Origin of the sequence: Tsuneonella litorea (genome assembly GCF_025154015.1) — a bacterium.
In the GTDB taxonomy this organism is placed as follows: Bacteria; Pseudomonadota; Alphaproteobacteria; order Sphingomonadales; family Sphingomonadaceae; genus Tsuneonella; species Tsuneonella litorea.
Map to the genome: position 1 here is coordinate 52,263 of NZ_JAOAMV010000004.1, position 25,759 is coordinate 78,021.

The window sequence follows — 25,759 nt, forward strand, 5'->3', positions numbered from 1 at the left end:
GCCGGTCCGATTAAGCGGTAACCCTAACAAGACCTGAAAGCGCCCGGTCAGACGGGTGGATCGCTGCGCGCGTCGCCCTCGCCGACCTCTCCCGCGGTGCCCATCGCGGCGTCCACCAGGCCCGTGCGCATCATCCACCAGAACAGCACGATTCCCGGCAGCGCGATCACCGTGGTGAGAAGGTAGAAATCGACGTAACCGTACGTCTCGATCAGCCCGCCCGCGGTCGTGCCGGTCAGGAAACGGCCGACGATCGACGCGCCGGCGCTGATCAGCGCGTATTGCGCCGCGGTAAACCGCAAGTCGCACAGCGCCGAGAAGTAGGCGACCACCACGACCCCGCCATAGCCGCTGGCGAAGTTCTCGAAACCGATCGCGGCAGCCATGCCGATGTTGCTATGCCCGGCGGCCGCGAGGGCGGCGAAGCTGAGATTGCTGATCGCCATCAGTACCAGCGCGATCAGCACCGAACGCTTGAGGCCGAGCCTGGCGTAAAGGATTCCGCCCACGAACACCCCGATGATGAGCGCCCAGAAGCCCACCCCGATGTCGTAGATCGCGATCTCGTCGTTGGTGAAGCCGAGGTCGTCGAACAGCAGGCGGAACGTCAGGTTCGCCAGCGTGTCGCCGATCTTGTGGACGAGGATGAACAGCAGCACGAGCCACGCGCCCGTGCGCTGGAAGAACTCGACGAACGGCCCGGCGATCGATTGCCAGATCTCTGCCACACCGCGCCGCTCGATGACGACCTTGCGCCGCGGGGGCTCGCCGATGATCAGCGCGGTCAGCATCGCGGGCAGCGCGAACACCGCGCAGGCCATGTAGGCGACCGACCACCCGCCGCGCGCGGCGATCACCAGCGCCAGCGCGCCCGCCGCGGCGGCGCCGATCCGCCAGCCATACTGGCTCATCCCCGAGCCGGTGCCAAGCTGGTACGGCTTGAGCAGCTCGATGCGATAGGCGTCGATCACGATGTCGAAGCTTGCGCCCGCGATCCCCAGCAGCACCGCGCTGGTCGCGGTCCAGTAGATGTCGACCTTGGGCTCGGCGAGCGCGAGATTGACCACCGCAAGCATCACCAGCACGCCTATGACGAGCATCCACGACACGCGCTGGCCAAGCCGGCCGATCAGGGGCAGCCGCACCCCGTCGATGATCCATGCCCACAGGGGCTTCAGGTTGTAGACGAAGAACGCCAGGGTGAACGCGGTGATGGTCGATTTCTCGATGCCGTCCTGCGCCAGCCGCGTGGTCAGCGTTGCGGCCAGCAGGGCGAAGGGAAAACCCGACGAGACGCCGAGGAAGAACGCCGCCAGCGATTCCTTCTCGAGGTAGGGCCGGATCGATTCCCAGAGCGACCGGCGTTCCTCGACAACAGCTTCAGCCATGCCCTAGCGTCCTTTCCGTGCAACCCAATCCGTGCGACACTTACCGCAGCGAGAGGATTAGGAAAGCGTCGCCATGAACGAGACCGCAACGCTCGGGGGAAAACGGCCCACCGGAGGCCAGCTTGCGCTGGCGAAGGCACTGGCGCGGGGCGAAACGCGGCCCGACAGCGGGGTCGGAAGCGTCCCGGCCGAAGTCTATACCGATCCCGGCCATTTCGCGCGCGAGAAGGCCGCGCTGTTCGACCGGCTGCCGCAGGTTCTCATGCCCAGCGCGCTTATTCCTGACCCCGGAATGGCGGTGCCGCACGACCTCACCGGCAGGCCGCTTCTCGTCACCCGCGACAAGGGGGGCCGGGTACACGTGTTCCTCAACGTCTGCCGGCACCGCGGCACCCGCCTCGTCGAAGGCAGCGATGCGGCGTGCACCGCGCGGCTGGTGTGCCCCTACCATGCGTGGACCTACCGGCTTGACGGCGCGCTCCTCGCGCTGCCGCGGCCCGACAGCTTTCCCGGCCTCGACAAGGACGACTATCACCTGCGCGAGCTGCCCAGCCACGAGGCGGGCGGGCTGATCTGGTACAGCCCGCGCCAAGAGGGCGAATTCCCATTCGCGGACGCGATCGGGGAGGACATGGCGGCTTTCGGTGCGCCCGATCACCACCTGTTCCGCCGCAAGACCCACAGCGTCCGGGGCAACTGGAAGCTGATCATGGATGCCTTCCTCGAAAGTTACCACGTCACCAGGCTCCATGCGAAGACGATCGGGCCGTTCTTCAAGGACGGGGTGACCAGCGGCGACATGATCGGGCCTCACGCGCGCAGCGCAGTGGGGCGGGTGGACGAGCTCGACGGGATCGACCTCACCGATATGGCGGCGCTGCGGCGGCGGGTGACGTTCGCCTACCAGCTGCTGCCGGCAACGATCATCATTCCAAGCCCGGACTACATCAACGTCATGGCGCTGTGGCCCCAGTCGGTGGATCACACGCTGGTCGAGGACTTCATGCTGATCCCGGAACCGCCCGCCACCGACAAGGCGCGCGATCACTGGGAGCGTTCGTGGGCCTTGCTCGACGGGGGCGTGTTCGCCAGCGAGGACTTCCGCGCGGCCGAGCTCGGGCAGCAGGGCCTCTCGACCGGGGCGGTCCCCGAACTGACTCTCGGCACCCTCGAAGGCGGGATCCGCCGTTTCCACGAGACCGTGAGCGAGGCGTTGCGCGCGGCGAACTGAGCGCCTAGTTGCGCGCCATGCCACCGACTGACAGACCGCAGGGCGAACGGATCGCCAAGCTGCTCGCGCGCGCGGGCGTCGCGTCGCGCCGCGAGGTCGAGCGGATGATCGCGGACGGCCGGGTGGCGATCGCGGGCAAGGTACTCGACACTCCGGCCACGATCATCCCGAACCTCAAGGGCGTGACGGTCGACGGAAAGCCGGTCGGCCAGGCCGACCAGGCGCGCGTGTTCGCGTTCCACAAGCCGTCCGGCCTGATCACCGCCGAGCGCGACCCGAAGGGCCGCCCGACGATCTACACCGCGCTGCGCAACGCGCTGCCGAAGAATGCCCCGCGGGTGATGCCGGTCGGCCGGCTCGACATGAACACCGAAGGGCTGCTGCTGCTGACCAACGACGGCGAACTGAAGCGCGCGCTCGAACTGCCGTCCTCCAATGTCCCGCGCACGTACCGTGCCCGCGCGTTCGGCGAGGTCAGCCAGGCACGGCTCGACGAGCTGATCGAGGGGGTGGAGATCGACGGCATCCGCTATGGCCGGATAGAGGCCGACCTCGACGGCGGTAAGGGCCGCAACCAGTGGATCCTGCTCACGCTTACCGAGGGCAAGAACCGCGAGGTCCGCCGGGTGCTCGAACACCTCGGCCTTCAGGTGAGCCGGTTGCTGCGGGTGGGTTACGGCCCCTTCAACCTCGGCGACCTTCCGCGCGGAGCGGTGGTCGAGATCCCCCAGGCCCAGGTCGAGAGGCTCCGCAAGGGCCTGACGCGATGAGGGTGATCGCCGGGGAATGGCGCGGCCGCAAGCTGGTCGCGCCCAAGGGCGATCTCACCCGCCCCACCGCCGACCGCACGCGCGAAACGCTGTTCAACATGCTCGCAAGCCGCATCGGCGACTTTACCGGGCTGTCGGTCGCCGACCTGTTCGCAGGATCGGGCGCACTGGGGATCGAGGCACTCTCGCGCGGTGCCGCATCGTGCCTGTTCGTCGAACAGGACCGGCCTGCTCTCGACGCGATCCGGGCCAACGTCGCGGCACTTGATGCGCACACGCGGACGACGGTCAGCGCCGGTTCGGTCATGGCGCTCGGCCCGGCCAAGGCGCCGCACGACCTGATCCTGCTCGATCCGCCCTACGGCACCGGCGCGGCGGGCGTCGCGCTCGACCGGTTGCTCCGGCTCGGCTGGATCGGGCCCGCCACCTGGATTGCGGTCGAAACCGGTGCCAGCGAACGAGTCGCGGTGCGCACCCTGGCCGTCGAAGCCGAACGCAAGGTCGGTAAGGCCCGGCTCTGGCTCTTGCGCCTCGCACAATAGGAAGGGCGCTCCCCCGATGTGGGGAAGCGCCCCTGGTGTCGCCGTCCGGGCGGCGGTTGGCGGTTACATCTCGCTGGCAGGCTTGCCCGGCCAATGGGCCAGCGGCCGGGTGACTCCCGGACCCCGCTTGCCGGCTTCCCATGCGTTGATGCAGTTGTCCTGCTGGTTTGGCTTGCAGATCGGCACGTCGCCGGTCGGTGGCCCCGCATCGCCCGGGGTCGTCTGTACGACTGCATTGCTCACGAAGCGCGGGCCAGCAGTGCTCGCGCTCGCCGCGGCGGTCGTGGCGGCCTGGGCCGTGGCAGACGCCGCCGGCGCCGGGCCGCCGTTCATCTGCGCGACGATCGAGTTCCACGCGGCGACGCGCTGCTGCGGCGCCATGGCGTAGACCTTGGCCCGCTGGTCGTCGGTCAGCACCCACCAGCCGTCCTGCTGGGCCGGGCTAAGGGTCCAGAAATAGGTCTGATAGGTGTTCGGCCAGCCGGTATAGAGCGTCTGGCGTTCGGGGGGCCAGGCGTCATAGGCGGTCTGCTGCGCATCGGTCATCACGTAGACCTCGCCATCCGAGGTCACGGCCATGTCCTGCGCGCCGGCAGGGATTGCGAAAGCCAGCGCAGCGGCGCCGGCGAGGATGAGCTTGTTCATCATCGGTCTCCGAAGTTGCTTCGTCGGGCCAACTACGCGCAAGAACCGCCGGCGGTTCCGTCTGCGCCCTTGCGCTCGCGACCCTTGTTCCCTAGCTGTTCACGGTTTCCATGACCGACGCCGTCGTTCCTTCCGGCTCCGCGAGCCAAGACATTCCCCCGTATGCGCAAGGGCTTAACGCGCCCCAGCGCGAGGCCGTCCTGACCACCGAGGGACCTGTCCTCATGCTCGCGGGTGCGGGCACGGGGAAGACGGCCGCGCTCACCGCACGCCTCGCACACCTCGTCGCAACGCGTCGTGCCTGGCCGAGCGAGATCCTCTGCGTCACCTTCACCAACAAGGCAGCCCGCGAAATGCGCGAGCGCGTGGGACGGCACATCGGGCAGGCGGTCGAAGGGATGCCGTGGCTCGGCACATTCCACTCGATCGGCGCGAAGATGCTGCGCCGGCATGCAGAACTGGTCGGGCTGCAATCGAACTACACGATCATCGACACCGACGACCAGTTGCGGCTGCTCAAGGCGATGATCGTCGAGGCGGGGCTTGACGAAAAGCGCTGGCCGGCCCGCCAGCTCGCCGGGCTGATCGACCGCTGGAAGAACCGCGGCCTCAATCCGCAGGACCTCGATGCGGTCGAGAACGAGGCTTATGCCAACGGCAAGGGGCAGGCGTTTTACGCGCGCTACCAGGAGCGGCTGAAGGCGCTGAATGCCTGCGATTTCGGCGACCTGTTGCTGCATATGCTGAACGTCTTCCGGCAGCACCGCGAGGTGCTCGAAAGCTACCAGCAACGCTTCAAGTACATCCTCGTCGACGAGTACCAGGACACCAACCAGGTCCAGTACCTGTGGCTCCGCCTGCTGGCGCAGGAGCGCAAGAACATCTGCGTGGTGGGCGACGACGACCAGTCGATCTATTCCTGGCGCGGGGCCGAAGTCGCCAACATCCTCAAGTTCGAGAAGGATTTCCCCGGCGCGGCGGTGATCAAGCTGGAGCAGAACTACCGCTCGACCCCGCATATCCTGGCGGCAGCATCGGGCCTCATCAACGCCAACAGCGAGCGGCTGGGCAAGACGCTGTGGACCGAGATACCGGCGGGCGAGAAGGTGCGCGTGATCGGGGTGTGGGACGGCCCGGAGGAAGCGCGCCGGATCGGCGAGGAGATCGAGCGGCTGGAACGCGAAGGCGCGGGCCTCGACCAGGTCGCGATCCTCGTGCGTGCGCAGTACCAGACCCGCGAGTTCGAGGATCGCTTCATCCAGATCGGCCTCAACTACCGCATCATCGGCGGCTTCCGCTTCTACGAGCGGGCCGAGATCCGCGACGCGCTGGCCTACCTCAGGGTCATCGCCCAGCCGGCCGACGACCTTGCGTTCGAGCGGATCTACAACCAGCCCAAGCGCGGGCTCGGCGCCAAGACGCTCGAGCAGATGCACCGCCACGCGCGCGCGACGGGGCTGCCGCTCGCCGCCGCGTCGCTGCAACTGGCCGATACCGACGAGCTGCCCGCGCGCGCGCGCGGGACGATCGCGGGCCTCATGGGCCAGTTCCTGCGCTGGCGTGAAATGGCGGAAACGACCGGGCCCGCCGAACTGCTGCGCGCGGTGCTCGATGAGAGCGGATACGAGGCAATGCTCCGGGCCGAAAAGAGCGCCGAGGCGGCAGGACGCCTCGAGAACCTCGGCGAACTTGCGCGCGCGATGGAAGACTACGACACCCTGCAGGACTTCCTCGAACACGTCGCGCTGGTGATGGACAACGACCGCGCGGACGATGGCGAGAAGGTCACCATCATGACGATCCACGCGGCGAAGGGGCTGGAATTCGACCACCTGTTCCTGCCCGGCTGGGAGGAAGGCGTCTTTCCCAGCCAGCGCGCGCTCGACGAGGGGGGGCTGGCGAGTCTCGAGGAAGAACGCCGCCTGGCCTACGTCGCCATCACCCGCGCCCGGCGCCGGTGCACGATCGTCCATGCCGCCAACCGGCGCATCTATGGCCAGTGGACGAGCAGCATCCCGAGCCGTTTCGTCGGCGAGCTGCCCGCCGATCACGTGGCCGAGGAAACCACGCTCACCGGCGGCGCGTCACTCTGGCGCGCGCAGATGAGCGAACACGACGATCCCTTCGCGCACGTCGCGCGGGTGCAGCCGTCGCGCACGCTGACCCGCGGTCCCGGCTGGCAACGCGCAGTCGCCACGGGCTACGATTCGAGCCCCGCGCGAGTGAAGGAAAACACCCGCAGCGCCGCCAGCTTCGCCGCCAGGCCGCGCACCGACATCGCGGTCGGCCAGCGCGTGTTCCATGACAAGTTCGGATACGGCGAGGTCGTCGACCAGGAGGGCAACAAGCTCGAGATCGAGTTCGAGCAGGCGGGGCGAAAGCGCGTGATCGACAGCTTCGTGCGCGCCGCCTGACCGCCGATCAGTCGTCGAGTCGGATGCCGCTGGGGGGAAGAGCGGCCGGGGAAGGGGAAACGGCGGCCGTCACCGTATCGATCGCGCGGATCGCTTCGCAGTTCGGTCGGGCCGGGCGCCGACGTTCGGTCCGGCAGGACGCGAACGAAGCAGGCTAGCCCGCCTTGCGGTAGAGCTCCGCGGCGACCGCCGCGGGAAAGAGCTGATGCAACCGGGGCGCGGTGACGTCGCCCCAGCCGATCGCACGCCGCTCGGCGATGTCGCCGCAGTCATCCGCCGGATCGGTGGCGGCCGTTTCTCCTAATGTCGTCATCATGCCGGCCGCGATGCCCATCGCGATCGCCCCAGCCGAAGTCGCGACTTCGAGCTTCTGCAGGACGGCGGCCCGATGGACTTCGATCGTACGGCTGCTCAGCCCCATCTCGATCGCGGTTTCCTTGCTCCTGGCACCCCTGATGACCGATTCGAGCACGCGCCGTTCCTGCTTAGAAAGCCGCGCGACGCGCGTCCGGGCCAGCGCCGTTATCTCGTAGCGCTTGGCCAGCCTTGCCGCCTGCTCGATGACCCCGGCGATGCTGCGCCCGGCGATCGTCATGTCCTCGGGAAAGCAGAGGTAATCCACCGCCCCGGCCCTGAGCGCAGCGACGATCCTGCGCGCCAGCGGCCCGCTGGCGGTGAACGCGACAACCGGGAGGAAGCAGCCGGCTTCCCGCATGTCCGCTAGCACCGCGGAAAGGTCGATTTGGTCGTCGTCACTGACCAGCACCGCGCCCTGTTTCGGATAAGCCGGACGATCGGCGGTCCCCCGCAGCTCGGCGACCGTCTCGTAGATCTCCGCGTGAATACCGTGAGCGCCGAGCGCGCGGGCAAGGCGCGCCCTGCGCGACGAGCTGCCATCGAGGAGATGGACGTGGTGCGACGAGGGCATGACTTCCGGTCCGAATCTGTAATGTGTGCGACCCGCGGCGGGTGTGCGCGACGGATCGGACCGGCACAAGTCAGCGAAGGGGAATACCTGCGCCTTGCGGAAGGTTAGCGTCTCAACCGAAACCCACGTCGAGGAACCCCGGCACCGGACCGTTCCATTCGCCCGGCTTTCCCGCCGGTTCCTCGCCCCGGTCGTCGCGCCGGGGACGCTGTTCCCTGACGGCGCGAGCGGGACCCGGTGCGCGCTCGCGGCCGGGCGCGTCGCCCCCTTCCCCGCGTTCGCGGGATTGGCCGCGCTCGGGGCGTTTCCTCCGTGCGGGCTTCGGATCCGCGACCTCGTCCGCCTCTTCAGCAGGCTTGCGCGACGCCGGCTCGGGCGCCTTCAGTTCAATCCGCACGTCCTTCTTGCCGAACACGGGCACCGGCGATCCGGTCAGCTTCTCGACGTTCTCGATCGCTTCGGCGTCGTCTTCCGCGACCAGCGTGAAGGCGCGGCCCTTGTTGCCCGCGCGGCCGGTGCGGCCGATGCGGTGCACGTAGTCGTCAGGGTGCCACGGCGTATCGAAGTTGAACACGTGGCTCACGCCCTTGATGTCCAGCCCGCGCGCGGCGACGTCGGATGCGACGAGGATGTTGACCTCGCCCTTCTTGAACCGGTCGAGTTCCTTGAGGCGGCTCGCCTGGTCCATGTCGCCGTGAATCTCGCTCGACGCGAAGCCGTGGCGCTGCAGGCTCTTGTTCAGTTCGCGCACGGTCGTCTTGCGATTGGCGAAGATGATCGCCGTCTCGACCAGGTCATTATTCAGCAGCCAGCGCAGCGTGCTGCGTTTGTCGCGCGCCTTCACCGGCACCTTGAAGGCGGTGATGTTCTCATTGGTCGAAGCGCGCCGGCTGACCTCGATCCGCTTGGGATTATTGAGGAACTTCTTGGCGAGCTTTTCGATCGGCGGCGGCATCGTGGCCGAGAACAGCATCGTCTGGCGGGTCTCGGGCAGCTTGGAGCAGATGAACTCGATGTCGGGGATGAACCCCATGTCGAGCATCCGGTCGGCCTCGTCGATGACCAGCAGTTCGCAGCCCGTGAGCAGGATCTTGCCCCGCTCGAACAGGTCCATCAGCCGACCGGGGGTCGCAATCAGGACATCGACCCCCTCGTTCAGCGCCTTGAGCTGGTCGCCCATCTGTACGCCGCCGATCAGCAGCGCCATCTTGAGGTCGTGATTGGTCCCGTACTTTTCGAAGTTCTCGGCCACCTGCGCCGCGAGTTCGCGGGTCGGCTCGAGGATCAGCGAGCGCGGCATCAGAGCCCGGCGGCGGCCGTGGCTCATGATGTCGATCATCGGCAGCACGAAGCTTGCGGTCTTGCCGGTACCCGTCTGGGCGATGCCGATGATGTCCTTCATCATCAGGACCGGCGGGATGGCCTGGGCCTGGATCGGCGTGGGCTCGGTATAGCCGGCCGATTCGACCGCCTTCAGCAATTCGGGAGAGAGGCCGAGATCGGCAAATGTCATGCGGTTTACGATTTCCGGATTAGGGGGCGACGGGCGCCCGAAGCGTACACGGATAGAATATCCGCTGCGTTCCGCGCGCGCCCCTGCGCGGAAAAGGGCGCAAAGTCAAGATTCGCAGGCCGGGGTCAGTCGTCGGCCGCGACCAGCTGGCGCATCCGGCTGATCCCGCAGCTGGCCCCCGCGCGCGAGTGCAGCTTGTCACGATCGACGCAGAGCAGTCCGTCGCCGGTCCGCTCGAGGTAGAACCCGGAATAGAAGTCGCGCGCGCTGCACGCCTTTTCCAGGCTCGCGCTGACGAGGCGCTGGTCACGCATGAACAGGAGCAGACGGCCACCCGTGTCAGGTTCCACCGCGGCGATCCCCGACACCGGCACGCACTTGCCCATCTTGCGCTCTGCGAACCGGGCCGGCTCGCTGGCATCGGGCGCGATGCGCGCAAGCATCGAGGGCCGCACGGCCGGATCGCGCGGGGCGATGCGGATCGTCACGCGCTGCTCGATCCGCACCTGGCGGACCGTTGCGCCGTCGACGAAGTCGAGCGTCGCGATGGGCTCGCGCGGTGCGACCTGCGGCTTGTCCGGTGGCGGCAGAAGCTGGTCACGCGGCCCGTCGTCGAGCCATCCGCCCACCGAAGGAACGAGCAGCGCCAAGGGGGCAAGAAGAGCAATGGGCAGGTTCATGGCCGAACAGTCGCAACGCCAATAGCGCACCGGCTTGAATAGCGGCTTAATCCGCGGGCGGAAGACCACAATCGCCTCTGGCATCGCTCGCCGCGGGCATGGCATAGGGAGGCGGTGACGACCGATCCCACCCAGTTCCTTGCCGAGGCCGGCGACCTGCTTGGTCCGCGGGGCCTGACCCGCGACGAAGAACTGATCGCCCCCTGGCTCACCGACTGGCGCGGGCGGTTCACCGGCCGGGCGCTGGCCTTGGCTTCCCCGGCCTCGACCGAGGAGGTCGCGGCGCTCGTCAGGCTTTGTGCGCGCCATGGCGTCCCGATCGTCCCGCAGGGCGGCAACAGCGGAATGTGCGGCGGCGCGACGCCGGACGCGGAGGGAACCGCCCTTCTCCTCTCGCTCCGCCGGATGGCCGCGATTCGCTCGCTCGACGCCGAAGCGCGCCAGGTCGTGTGCGAGGCGGGCGTCGTCCTCCAGACGCTGCACGAGGCCGTCGTGGCCGAGGGCCTGCGCTTTCCCCTCACGCTTGGCGGAAAGGGGTCGGCAACGGTCGGAGGCCTGGTGTCGACCAACGCCGGCGGCACCCAGGTTCTGCGCCATGGGTCGATGCGCGCGCAGGTGCTCGGCCTCGAAGCCGTACTGGCCGACGGCAGCGTGTTCTCCGCGCTCACCCCGCTCAAGAAGGACAACCGCGGGTTCGACCTCAAGCAGTTGCTGATCGGCTCGGAAGGCACGCTCGGCATTGTGACCGCCGCCACGCTGCGCCTGCTTCCGGCGATCGCCGACCGGCGGGTCCTGTGGGCCGGAGTCGCATCGCTCGAAACGGCGCGCGAGCTGTTGCTACACGCCGAACGCCTGGCGGGAGACGCGCTCGAGGGATTCGAGGTCATCCCGCAGGAAACGCTGGAAAACGTCGTCGATCACCTGCCGGGTGCGCGCGCGCCGCTGACGGGCAAGCACGCGTGGCACGCGCTGATCGAGCTCGTCGCTGGCAAGGCCGGCGCGGACGGCCTCTTCGCTCTGGCGGAGGACCTGCTCGCCAGCGGATTCGAGGCCGGGCTGGTCGAGGACGCCGCCATCGCGGCGAGCGAAGCGCAGGCCGAGGCGTTCTGGGCGTTGCGCGACGCGATCGCCCCTGCCGAGCGCGCGCAGGGTCCCGCGGTCCAGCACGACATCTCGGTCGCTGTCGAGCGAATGCCGGCGTTCGTCGCCCACGCCGTGCCGCGGATCGAGGCGGACTGGCCGGGAACCCGCGCGGTCGCCTTCGGCCACCTGGGCGACGGGAACATCCACTTCCACGTCATCGCGCCCCCGGGCGTCGACCCGCTCGCGTGGCAGGAAGGCGACGGCAAGGCGATCAGCGACCAGGTCTATGCGCTGGTGACCGAATGGGACGGCTCGATCAGCGCCGAGCACGGGATCGGCCAGCTCAAGCGGGACGCGCTTGCCCGGCTGGGCGATCCGGTGGCACTGGCGATGATGCGCGGAGTGAAGCAGGCACTCGACCCGGCGGGCATTCTCAACCCGGGCAAGCTGGTGCCGCTTGCACCCCGCGACGCCAACCCCTAAAGCGCGCGCTTCCATGCGCGGCGCCCAGGTTGCTGCGATTTCGACATTCAGCTCACCGGAGAGACCGATGGCCAGCGCGCCGCAGCCCACATTGCCCCTGTTCTACAACGATCTCATGCCGCTCAACAGCCGCGATCACGCCACGTGGAAGTCGCGGCCGATCGACAAGATCGAATGGCTCAAGAACCAGCACGCCGTGCCGCTCACGGTCGAGGAGTTCGCCCAGGCGCAGCGTGATTTCCCGATCATCTTCAGCGCGGGCGACCAGCCCGTGCCGCTCGCGCTGATGGGCCTCAATGAAGGCGTGAACACCTTCATCGACGACGAAGGCAAGCCGATCGGCGAATTCTACCTGCCGGCCTACGTGCGCCGCTATCCCTTTCTCCTCGCGAAGCTCACCCCCCAGGCCGAGGAACTGTCGCTCTGCTTCGACCCGACCTGCGATGCGATCGGCGATCTTGCAGAGGGCGATCCGCTGTTCGACGAGGGCGGCCAGCCCGGCGCGCCGGTGAAGGCGGCGCTCGAGTTCTGCGAACAGTTCGAGCAGGCCGGCGCCAAGACGCAGGCGTTCATGGAAGAGATCAAGAAGCACGATCTCCTCATGGACGGCGAAATCGCGATCACCCGCAACGACGATCCCGACAAGCCCTACGTCTATCGGGGTTTCGGCATGATCGACCAGGAAAAGCTGCGCGCGCTCGATCCGGCGACCGTCAAGGAGTGGAACGAGAACGGGCTGCTGCCGCTGATCTATGCCCACATGTTCTCGCTCGACCGGATGCGGGTGATCTTCAGCCGCCAGATCGAGCAGGACAAGTTGCCGGCGCAGGTCCTCCAGACCGCCGGCTGATCGCGACGAATAGCCCTGTCCGGGCGACCGGACGGGGCTTGAATCCGGTTTCAAGCGAGCCTACCTAGGTTCTGCCCGCTCCGCGCTTCCCTCATGGCCGGACCGGGCTGGTGCACTGCGGTGCACCTCCTCCCTGAACCTTGGCCACCTGGTGCGATGCACCAGGTGGTTTTTTCTTGCGCTCCTGGGCAGGCATGCCCGATCAAGAGATGCGGCTGCGCGGCCTGTTTGGGAGCCGAGCCATCTAATGCGGACGTCGGTTTGCGACCCCATCACCGTTTCCCCAACCCCAGGGAAACCACGTGCGGGAATAGCCGTCGGTCGCGATTGGCGTGAAATACGGTGAGCGCGGTCGCTGGCCGAAAAGAATCGCGAGCCGGACGCGACTAGCCACACGATGGATCCCGGTCCGCCTGTTCGGTCGGAGCCATATTGAAGAATGCCCAGTGATCCTCGCCCAAACTCTTCAACATTTCCCTCGGGTTGTGACCAGCCTCGGCAATCAAGCGAACTTCGTGCGGTATGCCGAGTTCACGCAGACGTCGGGAAAACATGAGATTGGTCGGCGTTATCGGATCATTTTTGCCCAGGATCATTCTTATCCTGGATTGCTTGCAGTTACGGTTCGCGAATGCTTGGGCGATCGCCCACGGACTGCGTCGTTTGAAGTCCTCCACGTCCCCGCCGAAAACGTCGTTCAATGTCGCCGTTGCCCGTGCGCTACCCGCGAGCGGGGTATTCTGTGGGTCGAGGACCGGCTGCATGGGGCCGGGATTGATCATCGAGATGGTACCGAACACGTCCGGATAGAGCATTCCCAGACGAGCCGCTCCATATCCCCCCATGCTCGCGCCCTCTATCGCTCTTGCGCCCGGGTTGTCCCGGGTAGGGAGTGTGAGATCGACGTGAGGGACTAGCTCTTTCACCAGCATATTTTCGACCGGCCGGCTTCCGTCGGCAGCGTTCGCCCACAACGTGTTTTCAAACCCGTCGGGAAACACGATGATTGCGGGATCCATTTTCCCCTCGCTCATCGCGTTGTAAAAACCCCCGGCGAGCATATCGAGCACACCCGGGGGGTAGCCGCCCGAGCCGTGAAGCCAGTAAATCACCGGATATCGCGCCTCCGGGTCCCGCTGCATCGCTGCGGGCAGAACAACGTGATAGGTGACATCCGCGTTCAGGAGCTTGCTGCGAAAGCTGCGGCTTTCGACCGTGTTCGCTGCGAGCCGAGTTCCCATCTTCGCGTCGTGGCCCGTCCGTGCGGGTTCAATCGGGGAGTGGCTCGCCGCGGCACAACCCGCGGCGGCAAGAAGAAGAAACGCTGGACAAAATCGGCGTATCGTCAGCATTTTGCACCCCTTTGTTCAGCAGCAGAGGTCTGCTGCACCATAGCTCGATGTGCGACGGACGTGAGCGGGCAATCTGGCAGGATAGCGGGTCCGGACCGAACCGCTACTCAGCGGCCAGCGGCAGCCTTGCGCCGCCCAGATCGGAAACGTCTGCCGCGAGCGCCCGCACGAGCCCGGCCAGCGTTCGCGATACGCCGCCGAACCGCCCGCTCGGCTCTTCCAGCCGTGCGTCGAGATAGCTCGCCCGGCAGACCTCGATCTGCATCGCGTGGATCCCGCGTGCGGGTGCGGCATGGCGGTCGAGCACGTAGCCGCCCGCGTAGGGACGATTGTGGACCGCCACGCGGCCATGCTGCTCGAACCAGTCGAAGGCTCTCGCCACCAGCCGATGGCTGCAGCTGGCCCCGAACCGGTCGCCGATCACGAACTCGCCCGGCTGCTCGCCCGCATGGCGCGCGCGGAGCGGGGGCATCGAGTGAAGGTCGATCAGCAGCACCGCCCCCCACCGGTCGCGCAGGTCTTCGAGAGCTGCGGCCAGCGCCGCGTGATAGGGCCGGTGGATGCCTTCCACCCGCGCATCGAGATCGGCGCGGTCGATGCGCGATTTCCAGATCTCGCCCAGCCCCGGCAGCCGGCGCGGGACGAGGCCGAGGCCGCTGCGCGCGCGGCGGTTGGCGGCGGAATGCCGCGTGGGCGACGGCGCTCCGCCGGCGACCATCGACCAGTCCATGTCGTCGGTCGCGCGGTTGAGGTCGAGCATCGCGCGCGGCGCATGGGCGACGAGCAGCGCCGCGCCGGTGGCAGCGGCGATCGAATCGGCCATGCGGTCGACGTGGCGGTCCTCGAGCCGGAGGGCGGAATAGGCGGCATCGCGCATCCGTTCGGTCAGCACGGGCGCATAATCCCTGCCGCCGTGCGGCGCGGCGATCAGGACGGGAATCGGCGCCCCGGGCGGGCGGCGCAGCGTGTAGGCCGGCGTGTCGAGGCCGGGGATGCACCCTCCGCTCTCGCCCTCGATCCGCAATGCCTCGTCCGTCATGACGGCAGAAGTAAACCTGCAGACGGCTGTGTCAAAGCAGGTCAGCGGCGGGATCGCGAAAGATTTCTTAAGCGCATTGGGCTATGGCGGCGGCCATGAACGACCAGCCCCCGATCCGCATCCTCCTCGCCGAAGACGAGGAAGCGATGCGCACCTACCTTGCCCGCGCGCTCGAAAACGCGGGCTATTCTGTCGTCGCGGTCGATCGCGGAACCGAGGCGGTGCCGCATCTCGAATCGGCGCACTTCGACCTCCTGCTGTCGGACATCGTGATGCCGGAAATGGACGGGATCGAACTGGCCCAGCGCTGCAACGAGGTTTCGCCGGCCACGAAGGTCATGTTCATCACCGGATTCGCCGCCGTCACGCTCAAGGCGAGCCGCGAGCAGCCGCGCGCCAAGGTCCTGTCGAAACCGTTTCATCTCAAGGACCTGGTGCTCGAAGTCGACCGGATGTTCCACGCCGAGGCCGCCGCGCGAATCTGACCCCTTGCCCTTCTGCGGGACGGTCGCTAGATGCGCCTCCGCTCGATGGTGTGGGCGCATAGCTCAGTGGTAGAGCACTATGTTGACATCGTAGGGGTCCCAAGTTCAATCCTTGGTGCGCCCACCATCGAAGGGATACGAAAAGGCGTCGCGCGAGCGGCGCCTTTTGCGTTCGGGGGATCGTCTCCCGGGGCTGGGCGCCGCCCTTGCACCCCGCCCCCGCCCTGCTAAAGCGCGCGCAACTCCATTTCAGACAGCAGCAGGAAGCCCATGGCGAAGATCAAGGTAGCGAACCCGGTCGTCGAGATCGACGGCGACGAGATGACCCGCATCATCTGGCAGTGGATCCGCGAGCGGCTGATCCTGCCCTACCTCGACGTCGACCTGCAGTATTTCGACCTGTCGGTCGAGAAGCGCGACGAGACCGACGACCAGATCACCGTCGACGCGGCGAACGCGATCAAGGCCTGCGGCGTCGGCGTGAAGTGCGCGACGATCACCCCTGACGAGGCGCGGGTCGAGGAATTCGGCCTCAAAAAGATGTGGAAGAGCCCCAACGGCACGATCCGCAACATCCTGGGCGGCGTGGTCTTCCGCGAACCGATCGTGATCTCCAACGTGCCGCGGCTGGTGCCTGGCTGGACCGATCCCATCGTGGTCGGTCGTCACGCATTCGGCGACCAGTACCGCGCGACAGACACGCTGATCCCCGGCCCGGGCACGCTGCGACTGGTGTTCGACGGCGACGACGGCGAGTCCATCGACCTCGAGGTGTTCAAGTTCCCCTCGAGCGGCGTCGCGATGGCGATGTACAACCTCGACGACAGCATCCGCGATTTCGCGCGGGCCTCGTTCAACTACGGGCTCAACCTCGGCTGGCCGGTGTATCTCAGCACCAAGAATACGATCATGAAGGCCTATGACGGGCGCTTCAAGGACCTGTTCCAGGAGGTGTTCGACACCGAGGGCTTCGCCGCGAAGTTCAAGGAAAAGGGCATCGTCTACGAACACCGCCTGATCGACGACATGGTCGCATCGGCGCTCAAGTGGTCGGGCAAGTTCGTGTGGGCGTGCAAGAACTACGACGGCGACGTGCAGTCGGACACCGTCGCGCAAGGCTTCGGCTCGCTGGGCCTGATGACCTCGGTCCTGATGGCGCCCGATGGCAAGACGGTCGAGGCCGAGGCCGCCCACGGCACCGTCACCCGCCACTATCGCCAGCACCAGCAGGGCAAGGCGACCAGCACCAATCCGATCGCCAGCATCTTCGCTTGGACCCAGGGACTCAGCTACCGCGGCAAGTTCGACAACACGCCCGACGTGGTGAAGTTCGCCGAGACGCTCGAGCGGGTCTGCATCGAGACGGTCGAGAGCGGCAAGATGACCAAGGACCTCGCACTGCTCATCGGGCCGGACCAAGCCTGGATGACCACCGAGCAGTTCTTCGAGGCGATCGTCGAGAACCTCGAGAAGGAAATGGCCAGCTGGAGCTGAAACCTTCCGCGCCTTTGGTCATTACCATGACTGAGTGAACCAGGACCGGGTCGGCTTCAGGCTGCACCCGGTCCTTTCGCATGAGCCGCCGCGCAAGGAGCATCATGGCCAAGCCCGCCCCTCCCCGGAAACGTCCCGCCAGCCGGCCAAGAGCCGAGAAGTTCGGCCGGCGCCGCCTCGAAGTGCGCAACGCCCGGGTCAAGGATATCCCCGGCATCGCGGCGCTCGTCCGCCGGGTCTATGACGATATGCCGGCCTATACCCACGGCGAAATTCGCGGGCAGATCAACAACTTCCGCGAAGGATGCTTCGTAGCGCTGCTCGACGAACAGGTGATCGGCTACTGCGCGACCATGCAGGTGGCCGAGGCGTTGGCGTTCCAGGACCACGACTGGGACGAGATCACCGGCAACGGCTTCGGCAGCCGCCACGACCCGACCGGCGACTGGCTCTACGGCTACGAGATGTGCGTCGACCCGAAGGTGCGCGGCGTGCGGATCGGCCGCCGCCTCTACGAGGAACGCCGCGCGCTGGCCGAGGAGCGCGACCTAAAGGGTATCGTCTTTGCCGGGCGGATGCCGGGCTACCGCCGCAACAAGCGCAAGGTCAAAGGACCGAAGGACTACCTCGACCAGGTCGTCGCCGGAAAGCTGCACGACCCCGTGCTGCGGTTCCAGCTTGCCAACGGGTTCGAGCCCGAGCGCGTGATCGAGAGCTACCTGCCCGAGGACAAGGCGTCGGAAGCCAACGCGGTGATGATGGTCTGGCGCAACCCCTACGTCGAAAGCGACCAGCCGGCCAAGAAGCGCCTGCCACGCGGGGTCGAATCGGTGCGGGTGGCGACCTGCCAGCTGCAGGCGCGCGCAGTCGCCGACTACGACGAGTTCCTGCGCACGGTGCAGTATTTCGTCGATGTCGCCAGCGATTACGAAAGCGACTTCATCCTGTTCCCCGAGCTTTTCACGCTGATGCTGCTGAGCTTCGAGGAAAAGGAGCTGTCGCCGGTCGAGGCGATCGAGCGCCTGTCCGAGTACACCCCGCGCCTGAAGACCGACATTTCCGACATGGCGATGCGGTTCAACATCAACATCATCGCCGGCAGCCATCCGACCCGGATGGACGACGGCGACATCCACAACGTCGCCTATGTCTGCCTGCGCGACGGATCGGTACATGAACAGGAGAAGATCCACCCCACGCCGAACGAGCGGTACTGGTGGAACATCAAGGGCGGCGACAAGATCGACGTGATCCAGACCGACTGCGGCCCGATCGGGGTGCAGATCTGCTACGACAGCGAGTTTCCCGAGCTCTCCCGACGCCTCGCCGACGAAGGCGCGCGGATCATCTTCGTGCCGTTCTGCACCGATAGCCGTCAGGGCTACCTCCGGGTACGCTATTGCTGCCAGGCGCGGGCGATCGAGAACCAGTGCTTCGTCGTCATGTCGGGCAACGTCGGGAACCTGCCCAATGTCGGCAACATGGACATCCAGTACGCGCAGAGCTGCATCCTGACCCCGTGCGACTTCCCTTTCGCGCGCGACGGCATTGCGGCCGAGGCGACCGAGAACGTCGAGACACTGACGATCAGCGACATCAACCTGGCCGACCTCAGCTGGGCCCGCGCCGAGGGGACCGTGCGCAATCTCGCCGACCGCCGCTTCGATCTCTACCGCATCGAGTGGGACGAGGACGGCAAGCACCCCGGCAAGCCGCGTCCGCGCAGCCAGCCGCTGGGCGGGCCGCACGGACCGGGCGGAGGCTAGCCCCGGCGCGCCGCGTTCGGCGAGCGGACGTGTTCCTGCCGGATGCCGTGACCGATGAAATGACCGGGAATGCGCCGCAGCAAGGGAAAGCGGTCAAGCGCCCTGAGCGGCAGCGGGGGTTCGGCCGGAACGCTCGCGCGCCCCTCGATTAGCGGCTGCAGCACGCGTTCGTGCGCCGCGCGCTGGAGGCCCTGGATCACCCTGGTCGGCCAGAAACGGCGTCGCTGCACCTTCTCGAGCAGCGCATCGACGTCGCGCCCCGCGGCGAGCGGCGCGGCGAGAATGTTCGCGGTCGCCACCGCGTCCTGGATCGCGAGGTTGATGCCGATCCCGCCCACGGGGCTCATCGCATGGGCGGCATCGCCGATCGCCAGCAGACCCGGGCGGCTCCACTCGGTCAGCCGGTCGAGCGAGACCGAGAGCAGTCGCACCGCGTCCCAATCGGGCAGCGCGGCCGCGATGTCCGTGACTTCGGGCAAGGCGGTAAGAACGTCGGCGCGGAACGCATCGATTCCCCGCGCCCTGACCTCCTCCGCCCCGCCCTTCGCGATCACCGCCGCGCACTGCCAGTAGGTGCCGCGATCGATCAGCACGAACAGGCGGTGGCCCCGGATCACCCCGCGCAAGGCGGAACCTTCGGCAACCTTCGGGACGGCGAACCAGAACACGTCGATCGGAGCGCCGAGCGATTCTAGCGGCAGCACTTGCCGCACGAACGCGCCGCGCCCGTCGCAGCACAGCACCAGCCGCCGCGCGCGCAGGTGCTCGCCGCTAGCAAGCCGTACACCGACCGTCCGTTCGCCTTCCTCGACGAGGCCGGTCGCCTCCGCTTCCATGCGCAGTGCAAAGGCGGGGAAGGCCCGCGCCTCGTCCCGCAGGAAGTCGAGGAAATCCCATTGGGGCATCATCGCGATGAACGGCGCGGGCATGGTAAGGTGGGTGAGGTCGCCGATCGTCAGGTGACGCCCGTTGTACCAGATTTCCGCCCGGTCGATGCGGTTGTGGGGGCGCGCGAGGAAGCGGTCGAGCAGGCCCAGCTCGGCCAGGATCGCCATTGTCGACGGGTGGACCGTATCGCCCCGGAAATCACGGAAGAAGTCGGCGTGCTTTTCCAGCACCAGCACCGGTACGCCGGCGCGGGCGAGCAGGAAACCGGCCATCATTCCCGCAGGGCCGCCGCCGACGATGATCACATCGGGTTTCATGGCCGCGAGGCTAACCTATCCACCACCCCGAGAACATTTGATTTTCCTAGTCGGGGCGGATCGGGCTAGCGTGACCGTCATGCAGCTTGCAGCCAATCGACAGGGATCACGCGCGGCAGCCAAAACGTGCGCAATCACGGGCGACCAGGCCCGAACGTTCTTTAGGACCGGTAGCTCCCAGCGCCGATGACCGAGACGCTGTCCCAATCGACCATGCTGTCCGATGCGCTGGTGATACTGGGCGCCGCCGGCATCGTCATCCCGGTCTTCCACCGCTTCCGCATTACTCCGGTGATCGGATTCATCATGATCGGGCTGCTCGTCGGCCCGTTCGGACTGGGCCGCCTCGTTCCGCAGGCGCCGTGGCTCTACCATGTCACGATCACCGAGCCCGAGGCGCTCGAGCCGTTCGCCGAGTTCGGCATCGTGCTGCTGCTCTTCACCATCGGCCTCGAACTGTCGTTCAACCGCCTGTGGGCGATGCGGCGCCTCGTCTTCGGGCTCGGCGCGCTCGAACTGCTGATCATCGGCGCGCTCCTCGCCCTCGTGCTTTCGATGACCGGGCTCGAAACGACACCCGCGTTTGCGCTGGGTTTCGCGCTCGCGCTGTCGTCGACCGCGATCGTGTTGCCCATCTCGGGCACGTCGAGCCCGGTGGGCCGGGCGGCGCTGTCGATGCTGCTGTTCGAGGACATCGCGATCGTGCCGATCATCTTCGTGCTCGGCGCGCTCGCCCCGTATGCCCAGTCGGAAGGGTGGGAGGGCCTTGTCGGCACCCTGTGGCAGGGGTTGCTGGTAGTCGTCGCGTTGCTGGTCGTCGGACGGATGCTCCTCCCCCGGCTGTTCGCGCAGGCGGCGCGCACGAAGAGCCCCGAACTGTTCCTCGCGGCAAGCCTCCTGGTGGTGATGGGCGCCAGCCTCGCCACCGCCGCGACCGGGCTGTCTCCCATCGTCGGCGCGCTGATCGCGGGCCTGCTTATCGCCGAAACCGAATATCACGGCGAGGTGGAAGGGATCATCGAGCCGTTCAAGGGGCTCGCTCTCGGGATCTTCCTGATCACCGTGGGGATGAGCATCGACCTCGCGAAAGTCTGGGCCCAGGCCGGTTCGATCGCCCTGGCGGTGCTGGGGGTCCTGGTGCTCAAGGCTATCGTGACCAGCGTGCTCCTGCGGCTGATGGGCGCGCGGCGCAGCACTGCTGCCGAAACGGGCGTGCTGATGGCGTCGCCCAGCGAAACCACGCTGATCGTCCTTTCCGCGGCGACCGCGGCACTGTTGATCGACCGGGATACCGCCCAGTTCTGGCAGATCGTGACCGCACTCGGCCTGACGGTCACGCCGCTGCTCGCGCGGCTCGGCCGGACCGTCGCGCGGCGGGTCGAACCGGTGCCGGAAATCGACGAAGGCAGCGGCACAGCACCGCGCGTGATCGTCATCGGGATCGGCCGGGTGGGCCGCCTGGTGGCCGATATGCTCGAAGTCCACGGCAAGCCCTACATCGCTATCGACAGCGACGCCGACATGATCGAGCGCGCCCGGCGCAAGGGATACCAGGCGACCTTCGGCGACGCCGGGCGCGGCAATGCGCTCGACCGGCTGGGGATCAACACGGCGCCGGCAGTCATCCTCACGATGGACGAACCCGTGCTGGCGCAGCGGCTGACCAGCAAGCTGCGCAAGGAGCATCCCGACCTGCCGATCATCGTCCGCGCGCGCGACCTCGCCCACGCAACCCGGCTCTACCGCGCGGGCGCCAGCCACGCGGTCCCCGAAACGCTCGAAAGCTCGCTGCAACTGAGCGAGGCGGTGCTGGTCGACCTGGGCGTCGCCATGGGTCCGGTCATCGCCTCGATCCACGAGAAGCGGGACGAGTTCCGGGCCCTGCTGCAGAGCGAAGCCGCGCTCGACCACAGGCCCAAGCTGCGCACTGGCGCGCAGGACCTCGGATAGATCGCGCCCTTCGTCCGTTGGTCAGGGGAAGGAGACGATCATGAGCGACATCAAGCAACGCCCCGACGCCGCCCCCAAGGAACAATCGGGCGAGGAGAAGGGACCGATCAAGGGTCCGCAGCGCACCGGCGACGTCACCCAGGAGAAGGACACCGCGCGCGGCAGCGGTCCCGCCACCCGCAACGCGAGCGGCAATCGCGGTTGATCCGCAGGATGTGACCGTCAGGCGGTAGCGGCCTCGCTCGCCAGCGCGGCACGCACCGCCGCGATCGCTTCGGCGCCCTTGCTGCCGTCGGGGCCGCCGCCCTGCGCCATGTCGGGGCGACCGCCCCCGCCCTTGCCGCCGAGCGCCTCGACGCCGGCGCGTACCAGGTCGACCGCGCTGACCTTGCCGGTAAGGTCGTCGGTGACGGCCGCCGCGATCGCGGCCTTGCCGTCGTTCACCGCGACGATCGCCGCGACGCCCGAGCCGAGCCGCTGTTTCGCTTCGTCGAGCAGGCCGCGCAGCGCCTTCGCCTCGAGCCCTTCGATCACCTGGCCAGAGAACTTCACGCCGGCGATGTCTTCCTCGGCATCGGCCGTCTTGCCCGCGCCGCCCCCGCCGAGCGCCAGCGCCTTTTTCGCTTCGGCGAGTTCCCGCTCGAGCCGCTTGCGCTCGTCGAGCAGCGCGGCGATGCGCCCTGGCACTTCCTCGGGCGTCGCGCGGATCGCGGCGGCCGCGTCCTTCAGCGCGTCCTCGCGGTGGACGAGCCACTGGCGCGCCGCCTCGCCGGTCAGCGCCTCGATCCGCCGCACGCCCGAACTTACCGCGCTTTCGGAAACGATGCGCAGCAGCCCGATGTCGCCGGTGGCGCGAACGTGGGTGCCGCCGCACAGCTCGACCGAGTAATTTCGCTCCCCGTCGCGCTTGCGGCCCATGCTGAGCACGCGGACCTCGTCGCCGTACTTCTCGCCGAACAGCGCCATCGCGCCGGCGGCGATGGCATCGTCAGGGCTCATCAGTCGCGTCGTCACGGCCTCGTTCGCGCGGATCTCGGCGTTCACCTCGGCCTCGATCGCGGCGATGTCCTCTGCGGAGAGCGGCTTGGGGTGCGAGAAGTCGAACCGGAAGCGATCCTCAGCGACGAGCGAGCCCTTCTGGGTGACGTGGTCGCCGAGCCGGTGGCGCAGCGCCGCGTGGACGAGGTGGGTGGCCGAATGGTTCGCCCTGATCCGGTCGCGACGGTCGGCATCGACCCACAGGTGGACCACGTCGCCGACCTTGATCGTGCCCGCCTCGATCGTCCCGTGATGCGCGTGCAGGCGCCCGAGCGGCTTGGAGGTGTCCGAAACAGCGATCTTGAGGCCGTCGGGCGTGGTAATGGTGCCCGCGTCGCCGGTCTGGCCGCCACTCTCTCCGTAGAACGGGGTCTGGTTGGTGAGCACGACGACCGCGTCGCCCGCCCCCGCCGTTTCGATCTCGGCGCCGTCCTTGACCAGCGCGACAACGCGGCCCTCGCCCTCGGTCGAGCTGTAGCCGGTGAACTCGGTCGCGCCCTCGCGTTCGGCGATATCGAACCACAGGTCGCCATCGACGGCCTGCCCGCTGCCCTTCCACGCGGCGCGCGCGGCGGCTTTCTGGCGCGCCATCGCCGCGTCGAAACCCGCACGATCGACCGCGATGCCGCGGCTGCGCAGCGCATCCTCGGTCAGGTCATAGGGAAAGCCGTAGGTATCGTAGAGCTTGAAGGCGGTGTCGCCGTCGAGCTCGCCGCCTTCAGCCATGTCGCCGGTGGCCTCGTCGAGCAGCCTGAGGCCGTTCGCCAGCGTGCGGCGGAACTGGGTCTCCTCGCGTTCGAGCGTCTCCTCGATCAGCGGCTGCGCGCGGCCGAGTTCCGGATAGGCCTGTCCCATCTCGGCGACGAGCGCGGGCACCAGCCGGTGCATCAGCGGCTCCTTCGCCCCGATCAGGTGCGCGTGCCGCATCGCGCGGCGCATGATCCGGCGCAGGACGTATCCGCGCCCCTCGTTCGAAGGCAGGACCCCGTCGGCAAGCAGGAAGCTGGTCGAGCGCAGGTGATCGGCGATCACCCGGTGGCTGGCCTTGGCATCGCCCTCGGCGCGCACGCCGGTCAGGCTCTCGCTCGCCGCGATCAGTTCCTTGAAGGTGTCGGTATCGTAGTTGTCGGGCACGCCCTGCATGACCGCGGCGATACGCTCGAGTCCCATGCCGGTATCGATGCTCGGCTTCGGCAGGTCGGCGACGATCTCGTCGGCCGCCTGCTCGTACTGCATGAACACGAGGTTCCAGATCTCGACGAAACGGTCGCCGTCCTCGTCCGGGCTTCCGGGAGGACCGCCGAAGATGTGGTCGCCATGGTCGTAGAAGATCTCGGAACAAGGGCCGCAGGGTCCGTCGGAGCCCATCGCCCAGAAATTATCCTTGGTCGGGATGCGGATGATCCGCGCCTCGGGCAGCCCGCTGATCCTGCGCCAGAGATCGAACGCCTCGTCATCGGTGTGATAGACGGTCGCGGTCAGCCGTTCGGGATCGAGGCCCCATTCCTTCGTCAGCAGCGTCCACGCATGGGTGATCGCCTGTTCCTTGAAATAGTCCCCGAAGCTGAAGTTGCCGAGCATCTCGAAGAAGGTGTGGTGCCGTGCGGTGTAGCCGACGTTGTCGAGGTCATTGTGCTTGCCGCCCGCGCGCACGCACTTCTGGCTGCTCGTCGCAGTCGGGCTCGGCGGGGTCTCGAGCCCGGTGAAGACGTTCTTGAAGGGCACCATGCCCGCGTTCACGAACATCAGCGTCGGGTCGTTGTACGGCACCAACGGCGCGCTGGGCACGACACGGTGGCCCGCAGACGCGAAGAAATCGAGGAAGCTGCGGCGGATATCGTTGGTCGAGGTCATGGCTCACCGCAGGTAATTGCTGCGTGCGCGAGCGACAAGCGAATTACGGTCGAATGATGGCAACGCGGAAAAAGGTCAATCGGTGCGCGCGCTGACGATCCATGCCGCGGCGGGAAGCGCCACGATCGAGCCGTCGCGGTACCCGGCAAGGAATGCCTCCAGCCGCCCGACGAACACCGCCCGCTCATCGGGGTCAAGCTCGGCGGCCGCGGCCGCCGCGGGACCGATCGCGAGGAAATAGGTCAACGCATCGCTCACCGGGTCGCCGCCCGCGCCAGCGACATAGGCATAGTCTATCCTGTCGAACGCGACGTCGCGCCAGTTGGCGCCGGCCAGGATCGCCTCGACATAGGCTCGGTCAGCAAAGGCGAACGGACCCGGAGCGCCAGGATCCGGCGCAGCGATCCTTCCCGGCGGGATAAGGTCGGCGATGCGGCTCGCCCAGGGATTCTCGCGACGATCGCGAAAGCACGAGAACAGGAGGCGGCCACCGGTAACCATCTGCGCGCGCAGGTGGGCGAACGCCGCCATCGGATCGGGGAAGAACATGACCCCGTGGCGCGATACGATCAGGTCGGGCGCCTGTTGCGGAACCGACCATTCCGCGGCGTCGGCACATTCGAAGCTGGCGTTACGCAGCCGCGCCCCCCGCTCGCGCGCAACGGCAACGAGTTGTTCGCTCACGTCGATACCGACGACCTGGGCATCCCCGTGTTCGCGCGCAAGGGCTAGGGACAGTTCGCCTGCGCCGCAACCGACATCGAGCACGCGCGTGACCGGCCCTCGGCGGGCCCCGTCGAGGAGGCGGTGGGTGATTTCGGCGAAGCTGCGGTCGGTGCGCCGCCATTCCTCAGCCCATTTGCGGCCCGTACGGCCTTCCCAGTCGCGACGGTCCGTCATGAGCCCCCGATCCTTCGGTGGTTGCGTGGCACGAGGCAGTAACACGCGCTATCGGAAGGGGATACGGAAAAGCCGGTGCGGTCGCCCGGGGGCACCCGCACCGGCATTCCGGTTCAACAGGAGCGCGCGGCGGCACCCCTGCTTGAGGA

21 protein-coding genes and 1 tRNA gene are annotated in these 25,759 nt (G+C 67.4%); 12 read left to right on the forward strand and 10 right to left on the reverse strand.

Annotation, left to right across the window (positions count from 1 at the left end):
- Nucleotides 1–47: 47 nt before the first annotated feature.
- Nucleotides 48–1,388 (reverse strand): AmpG family muropeptide MFS transporter, encoded by a 1,341-nt coding sequence (locus N0B51_RS08595; protein ID WP_259961909.1) that lies wholly within the window; start codon nucleotides 1,386–1,388, stop codon nucleotides 48–50.
- A gap of 73 nt (nucleotides 1,389–1,461) precedes the next feature.
- On the opposite strand from N0B51_RS08595, the gene N0B51_RS08600 reads away from it, so the two are divergent.
- Genes N0B51_RS08600 through rsmD form a run of 3 tightly spaced genes read left to right on the forward strand, consistent with a single transcriptional unit; the run spans nucleotide 1,462 to nucleotide 3,931 of the window.
- Nucleotides 1,462–2,619 (forward strand): aromatic ring-hydroxylating oxygenase subunit alpha, encoded by a 1,158-nt coding sequence (locus N0B51_RS08600; protein ID WP_259961910.1) that lies wholly within the window; start codon nucleotides 1,462–1,464, stop codon nucleotides 2,617–2,619.
- A 17-nt stretch (nucleotides 2,620–2,636) separates the two neighbouring features.
- The gene (locus N0B51_RS08605) at nucleotides 2,637–3,389 is read left to right on the forward strand and encodes a pseudouridine synthase (RefSeq protein WP_259961911.1); all 753 of its coding nucleotides are present in this window, start codon (nucleotides 2,637–2,639) and stop codon (nucleotides 3,387–3,389) included.
- On the forward strand, nucleotides 3,386–3,931 hold the full coding sequence (gene rsmD / locus N0B51_RS08610) for a 16S rRNA (guanine(966)-N(2))-methyltransferase RsmD (protein WP_259961912.1): 546 nt from the start codon (nucleotides 3,386–3,388) through the stop codon (nucleotides 3,929–3,931). Before N0B51_RS08605 ends, rsmD begins: the two co-directional genes overlap by 4 nt.
- Before the next feature lie 63 nt (nucleotides 3,932–3,994).
- On the opposite strand, the gene N0B51_RS08615 is transcribed toward rsmD, so the two are convergent.
- A complete protein-coding gene (locus N0B51_RS08615) occupies nucleotides 3,995–4,576 on the reverse strand; it encodes a hypothetical protein (protein WP_259961913.1) in 582 nt (193 codons plus the stop codon).
- 110 nt (nucleotides 4,577–4,686) lie between these two features.
- Between N0B51_RS08615 and N0B51_RS08620 the strand changes: the two genes are divergently transcribed.
- On the forward strand, nucleotides 4,687–6,990 hold the full coding sequence (locus tag N0B51_RS08620) for an ATP-dependent helicase (RefSeq protein ID WP_259961914.1): 2,304 nt from the start codon (nucleotides 4,687–4,689) through the stop codon (nucleotides 6,988–6,990).
- A 154-nt stretch (nucleotides 6,991–7,144) separates the two neighbouring features.
- Here the strand turns inward: N0B51_RS08620 and N0B51_RS08625 are convergent, their stop codons facing one another.
- The 3 genes from N0B51_RS08625 to N0B51_RS08635 all read right to left on the reverse strand — a co-directional run bounded on the left by N0B51_RS08625 (nucleotide 7,145) and on the right by N0B51_RS08635 (nucleotide 10,111).
- Complete coding sequence (locus N0B51_RS08625; protein ID WP_259961915.1) at nucleotides 7,145–7,918, reverse strand: response regulator transcription factor; 774 nt, start codon at nucleotides 7,916–7,918, stop codon at nucleotides 7,145–7,147.
- Nucleotides 7,919–8,030: 112 nt separating this feature from the next.
- Nucleotides 8,031–9,431 carry a DEAD/DEAH box helicase gene (locus tag N0B51_RS08630; protein ID WP_259961916.1) on the reverse strand — a complete coding sequence of 467 codons (1,401 nt, stop codon included), beginning with the start codon at nucleotides 9,429–9,431 and terminating at the stop codon, nucleotides 8,031–8,033.
- A 125-nt stretch (nucleotides 9,432–9,556) separates the two neighbouring features.
- Nucleotides 9,557–10,111: a hypothetical protein gene (locus tag N0B51_RS08635; protein ID WP_259961917.1), complete on the reverse strand. Its 555-nt coding sequence runs from the start codon at nucleotides 10,109–10,111 to the stop codon at nucleotides 9,557–9,559.
- Nucleotides 10,112–10,225: 114 nt separating this feature from the next.
- Here N0B51_RS08635 and N0B51_RS08640 point away from each other — a divergent pair, with 114 nt between their 5' ends.
- A complete protein-coding gene (locus N0B51_RS08640) occupies nucleotides 10,226–11,677 on the forward strand; it encodes an FAD-binding oxidoreductase (protein ID WP_259961918.1) in 1,452 nt (483 codons plus the stop codon).
- Nucleotides 11,678–11,744: 67 nt separating this feature from the next.
- Nucleotides 11,745–12,527 (forward strand): SapC family protein, encoded by a 783-nt coding sequence (locus tag N0B51_RS08645; protein WP_259961919.1) that lies wholly within the window; start codon nucleotides 11,745–11,747, stop codon nucleotides 12,525–12,527.
- Nucleotides 12,528–12,913: 386 nt separating this feature from the next.
- On the opposite strand, the gene N0B51_RS08650 is transcribed toward N0B51_RS08645, so the two are convergent.
- Nucleotides 12,914–13,879, reverse strand: coding sequence for an alpha/beta hydrolase (locus tag N0B51_RS08650; protein WP_259961920.1), 966 nt, complete (start codon nucleotides 13,877–13,879; stop codon nucleotides 12,914–12,916).
- 103 nt (nucleotides 13,880–13,982) lie between these two features.
- A complete protein-coding gene (locus N0B51_RS08655) occupies nucleotides 13,983–14,918 on the reverse strand; it encodes an N-formylglutamate amidohydrolase (protein ID WP_259961921.1) in 936 nt (311 codons plus the stop codon).
- A 95-nt stretch (nucleotides 14,919–15,013) separates the two neighbouring features.
- Between N0B51_RS08655 and cpdR the strand changes: the two genes are divergently transcribed.
- The 4 genes from cpdR to N0B51_RS08675 all read left to right on the forward strand — a co-directional run bounded on the left by cpdR (nucleotide 15,014) and on the right by N0B51_RS08675 (nucleotide 18,663).
- Nucleotides 15,014–15,403 (forward strand): cell cycle two-component system response regulator CpdR, encoded by a 390-nt coding sequence (gene cpdR / locus N0B51_RS08660; RefSeq protein WP_259961922.1) that lies wholly within the window; start codon nucleotides 15,014–15,016, stop codon nucleotides 15,401–15,403.
- Nucleotides 15,404–15,455: 52 nt separating this feature from the next.
- Nucleotides 15,456–15,530 (forward strand) — tRNA-Val (locus N0B51_RS08665).
- Between the two features lie 143 nt (nucleotides 15,531–15,673).
- A complete protein-coding gene (locus N0B51_RS08670) occupies nucleotides 15,674–16,897 on the forward strand; it encodes an NADP-dependent isocitrate dehydrogenase (protein WP_259961923.1) in 1,224 nt (407 codons plus the stop codon).
- A 104-nt stretch (nucleotides 16,898–17,001) separates the two neighbouring features.
- On the forward strand, nucleotides 17,002–18,663 hold the full coding sequence (locus tag N0B51_RS08675) for a carbon-nitrogen hydrolase family protein (protein WP_259961924.1): 1,662 nt from the start codon (nucleotides 17,002–17,004) through the stop codon (nucleotides 18,661–18,663).
- Here the strand turns inward: N0B51_RS08675 and N0B51_RS08680 are convergent.
- Nucleotides 18,660–19,868, reverse strand: a complete 1,209-nt coding sequence (locus N0B51_RS08680; protein WP_259961925.1) for an FAD-dependent oxidoreductase — start codon at nucleotides 19,866–19,868, stop codon at nucleotides 18,660–18,662. The genes N0B51_RS08675 and N0B51_RS08680 overlap by 4 nt on opposite strands.
- Nucleotides 19,869–20,054: 186 nt before the next feature.
- On the opposite strand from N0B51_RS08680, the gene N0B51_RS08685 reads away from it, so the two are divergent.
- Both N0B51_RS08685 and N0B51_RS08690 read left to right on the forward strand, forming a co-directional pair.
- Complete coding sequence (locus N0B51_RS08685; RefSeq protein WP_259961926.1) at nucleotides 20,055–21,818, forward strand: cation:proton antiporter domain-containing protein; 1,764 nt, start codon at nucleotides 20,055–20,057, stop codon at nucleotides 21,816–21,818.
- Nucleotides 21,819–21,858: 40 nt separating this feature from the next.
- Nucleotides 21,859–22,023 (forward strand): hypothetical protein, encoded by a 165-nt coding sequence (locus N0B51_RS08690; protein ID WP_259961927.1) that lies wholly within the window; start codon nucleotides 21,859–21,861, stop codon nucleotides 22,021–22,023.
- Nucleotides 22,024–22,040: 17 nt separating this feature from the next.
- Here the strand turns inward: N0B51_RS08690 and alaS are convergent, their stop codons facing one another.
- Together alaS and N0B51_RS08700 are read right to left on the reverse strand one after the other, a co-directional pair.
- The gene (alaS, locus tag N0B51_RS08695) at nucleotides 22,041–24,710 is read right to left on the reverse strand and encodes an alanine--tRNA ligase (RefSeq protein WP_259961928.1); all 2,670 of its coding nucleotides are present in this window, start codon (nucleotides 24,708–24,710) and stop codon (nucleotides 22,041–22,043) included.
- A 75-nt stretch (nucleotides 24,711–24,785) separates the two neighbouring features.
- On the reverse strand, nucleotides 24,786–25,610 hold the full coding sequence (locus N0B51_RS08700; RefSeq protein WP_259961929.1) for a class I SAM-dependent methyltransferase: 825 nt from the start codon (nucleotides 25,608–25,610) through the stop codon (nucleotides 24,786–24,788).
- Nucleotides 25,611–25,759 lie beyond the last annotated feature (149 nt).

What these genes read in the sequence shown, in the direction of transcription:
- N0B51_RS08595 (WP_259961909.1), bottom strand. Translation starts at nt 1,388, where the DNA reads ATGGCTGAAGCTGTTGTCGAGGAACGCCGGTCGCTCTGGGAATCGATC.
- N0B51_RS08600 (WP_259961910.1), top strand. Translation starts at nt 1,462, where the DNA reads ATGAACGAGACCGCAACGCTCGGGGGAAAACGGCCCACCGGAGGCCAG.
- N0B51_RS08605 (WP_259961911.1), top strand. Translation starts at nt 2,637, where the DNA reads ATGCCACCGACTGACAGACCGCAGGGCGAACGGATCGCCAAGCTGCTC.
- rsmD (WP_259961912.1), top strand. Translation starts at nt 3,386, where the DNA reads ATGAGGGTGATCGCCGGGGAATGGCGCGGCCGCAAGCTGGTCGCGCCC.
- N0B51_RS08615 (WP_259961913.1), bottom strand. Translation starts at nt 4,576, where the DNA reads ATGAACAAGCTCATCCTCGCCGGCGCCGCTGCGCTGGCTTTCGCAATC.
- N0B51_RS08620 (WP_259961914.1), top strand. Translation starts at nt 4,687, where the DNA reads ATGACCGACGCCGTCGTTCCTTCCGGCTCCGCGAGCCAAGACATTCCC.
- N0B51_RS08625 (WP_259961915.1), bottom strand. Translation starts at nt 7,918, where the DNA reads ATGCCCTCGTCGCACCACGTCCATCTCCTCGATGGCAGCTCGTCGCGC.
- N0B51_RS08630 (WP_259961916.1), bottom strand. Translation starts at nt 9,431, where the DNA reads ATGACATTTGCCGATCTCGGCCTCTCTCCCGAATTGCTGAAGGCGGTC.
- N0B51_RS08635 (WP_259961917.1), bottom strand. Translation starts at nt 10,111, where the DNA reads ATGAACCTGCCCATTGCTCTTCTTGCCCCCTTGGCGCTGCTCGTTCCT.
- N0B51_RS08645 (WP_259961919.1), top strand. Translation starts at nt 11,745, where the DNA reads ATGGCCAGCGCGCCGCAGCCCACATTGCCCCTGTTCTACAACGATCTC.
- N0B51_RS08650 (WP_259961920.1), bottom strand. Translation starts at nt 13,879, where the DNA reads ATGCTGACGATACGCCGATTTTGTCCAGCGTTTCTTCTTCTTGCCGCC.
- N0B51_RS08655 (WP_259961921.1), bottom strand. Translation starts at nt 14,918, where the DNA reads ATGACGGACGAGGCATTGCGGATCGAGGGCGAGAGCGGAGGGTGCATC.
- cpdR (WP_259961922.1), top strand. Translation starts at nt 15,014, where the DNA reads ATGAACGACCAGCCCCCGATCCGCATCCTCCTCGCCGAAGACGAGGAA.
- N0B51_RS08670 (WP_259961923.1), top strand. Translation starts at nt 15,674, where the DNA reads ATGGCGAAGATCAAGGTAGCGAACCCGGTCGTCGAGATCGACGGCGAC.
- N0B51_RS08675 (WP_259961924.1), top strand. Translation starts at nt 17,002, where the DNA reads ATGGCCAAGCCCGCCCCTCCCCGGAAACGTCCCGCCAGCCGGCCAAGA.
- N0B51_RS08680 (WP_259961925.1), bottom strand. Translation starts at nt 19,868, where the DNA reads ATGAAACCCGATGTGATCATCGTCGGCGGCGGCCCTGCGGGAATGATG.
- N0B51_RS08685 (WP_259961926.1), top strand. Translation starts at nt 20,055, where the DNA reads ATGACCGAGACGCTGTCCCAATCGACCATGCTGTCCGATGCGCTGGTG.
- N0B51_RS08690 (WP_259961927.1), top strand. Translation starts at nt 21,859, where the DNA reads ATGAGCGACATCAAGCAACGCCCCGACGCCGCCCCCAAGGAACAATCG.
- alaS (WP_259961928.1), bottom strand. Translation starts at nt 24,710, where the DNA reads ATGACCTCGACCAACGATATCCGCCGCAGCTTCCTCGATTTCTTCGCG.
- N0B51_RS08700 (WP_259961929.1), bottom strand. Translation starts at nt 25,610, where the DNA reads ATGACGGACCGTCGCGACTGGGAAGGCCGTACGGGCCGCAAATGGGCT.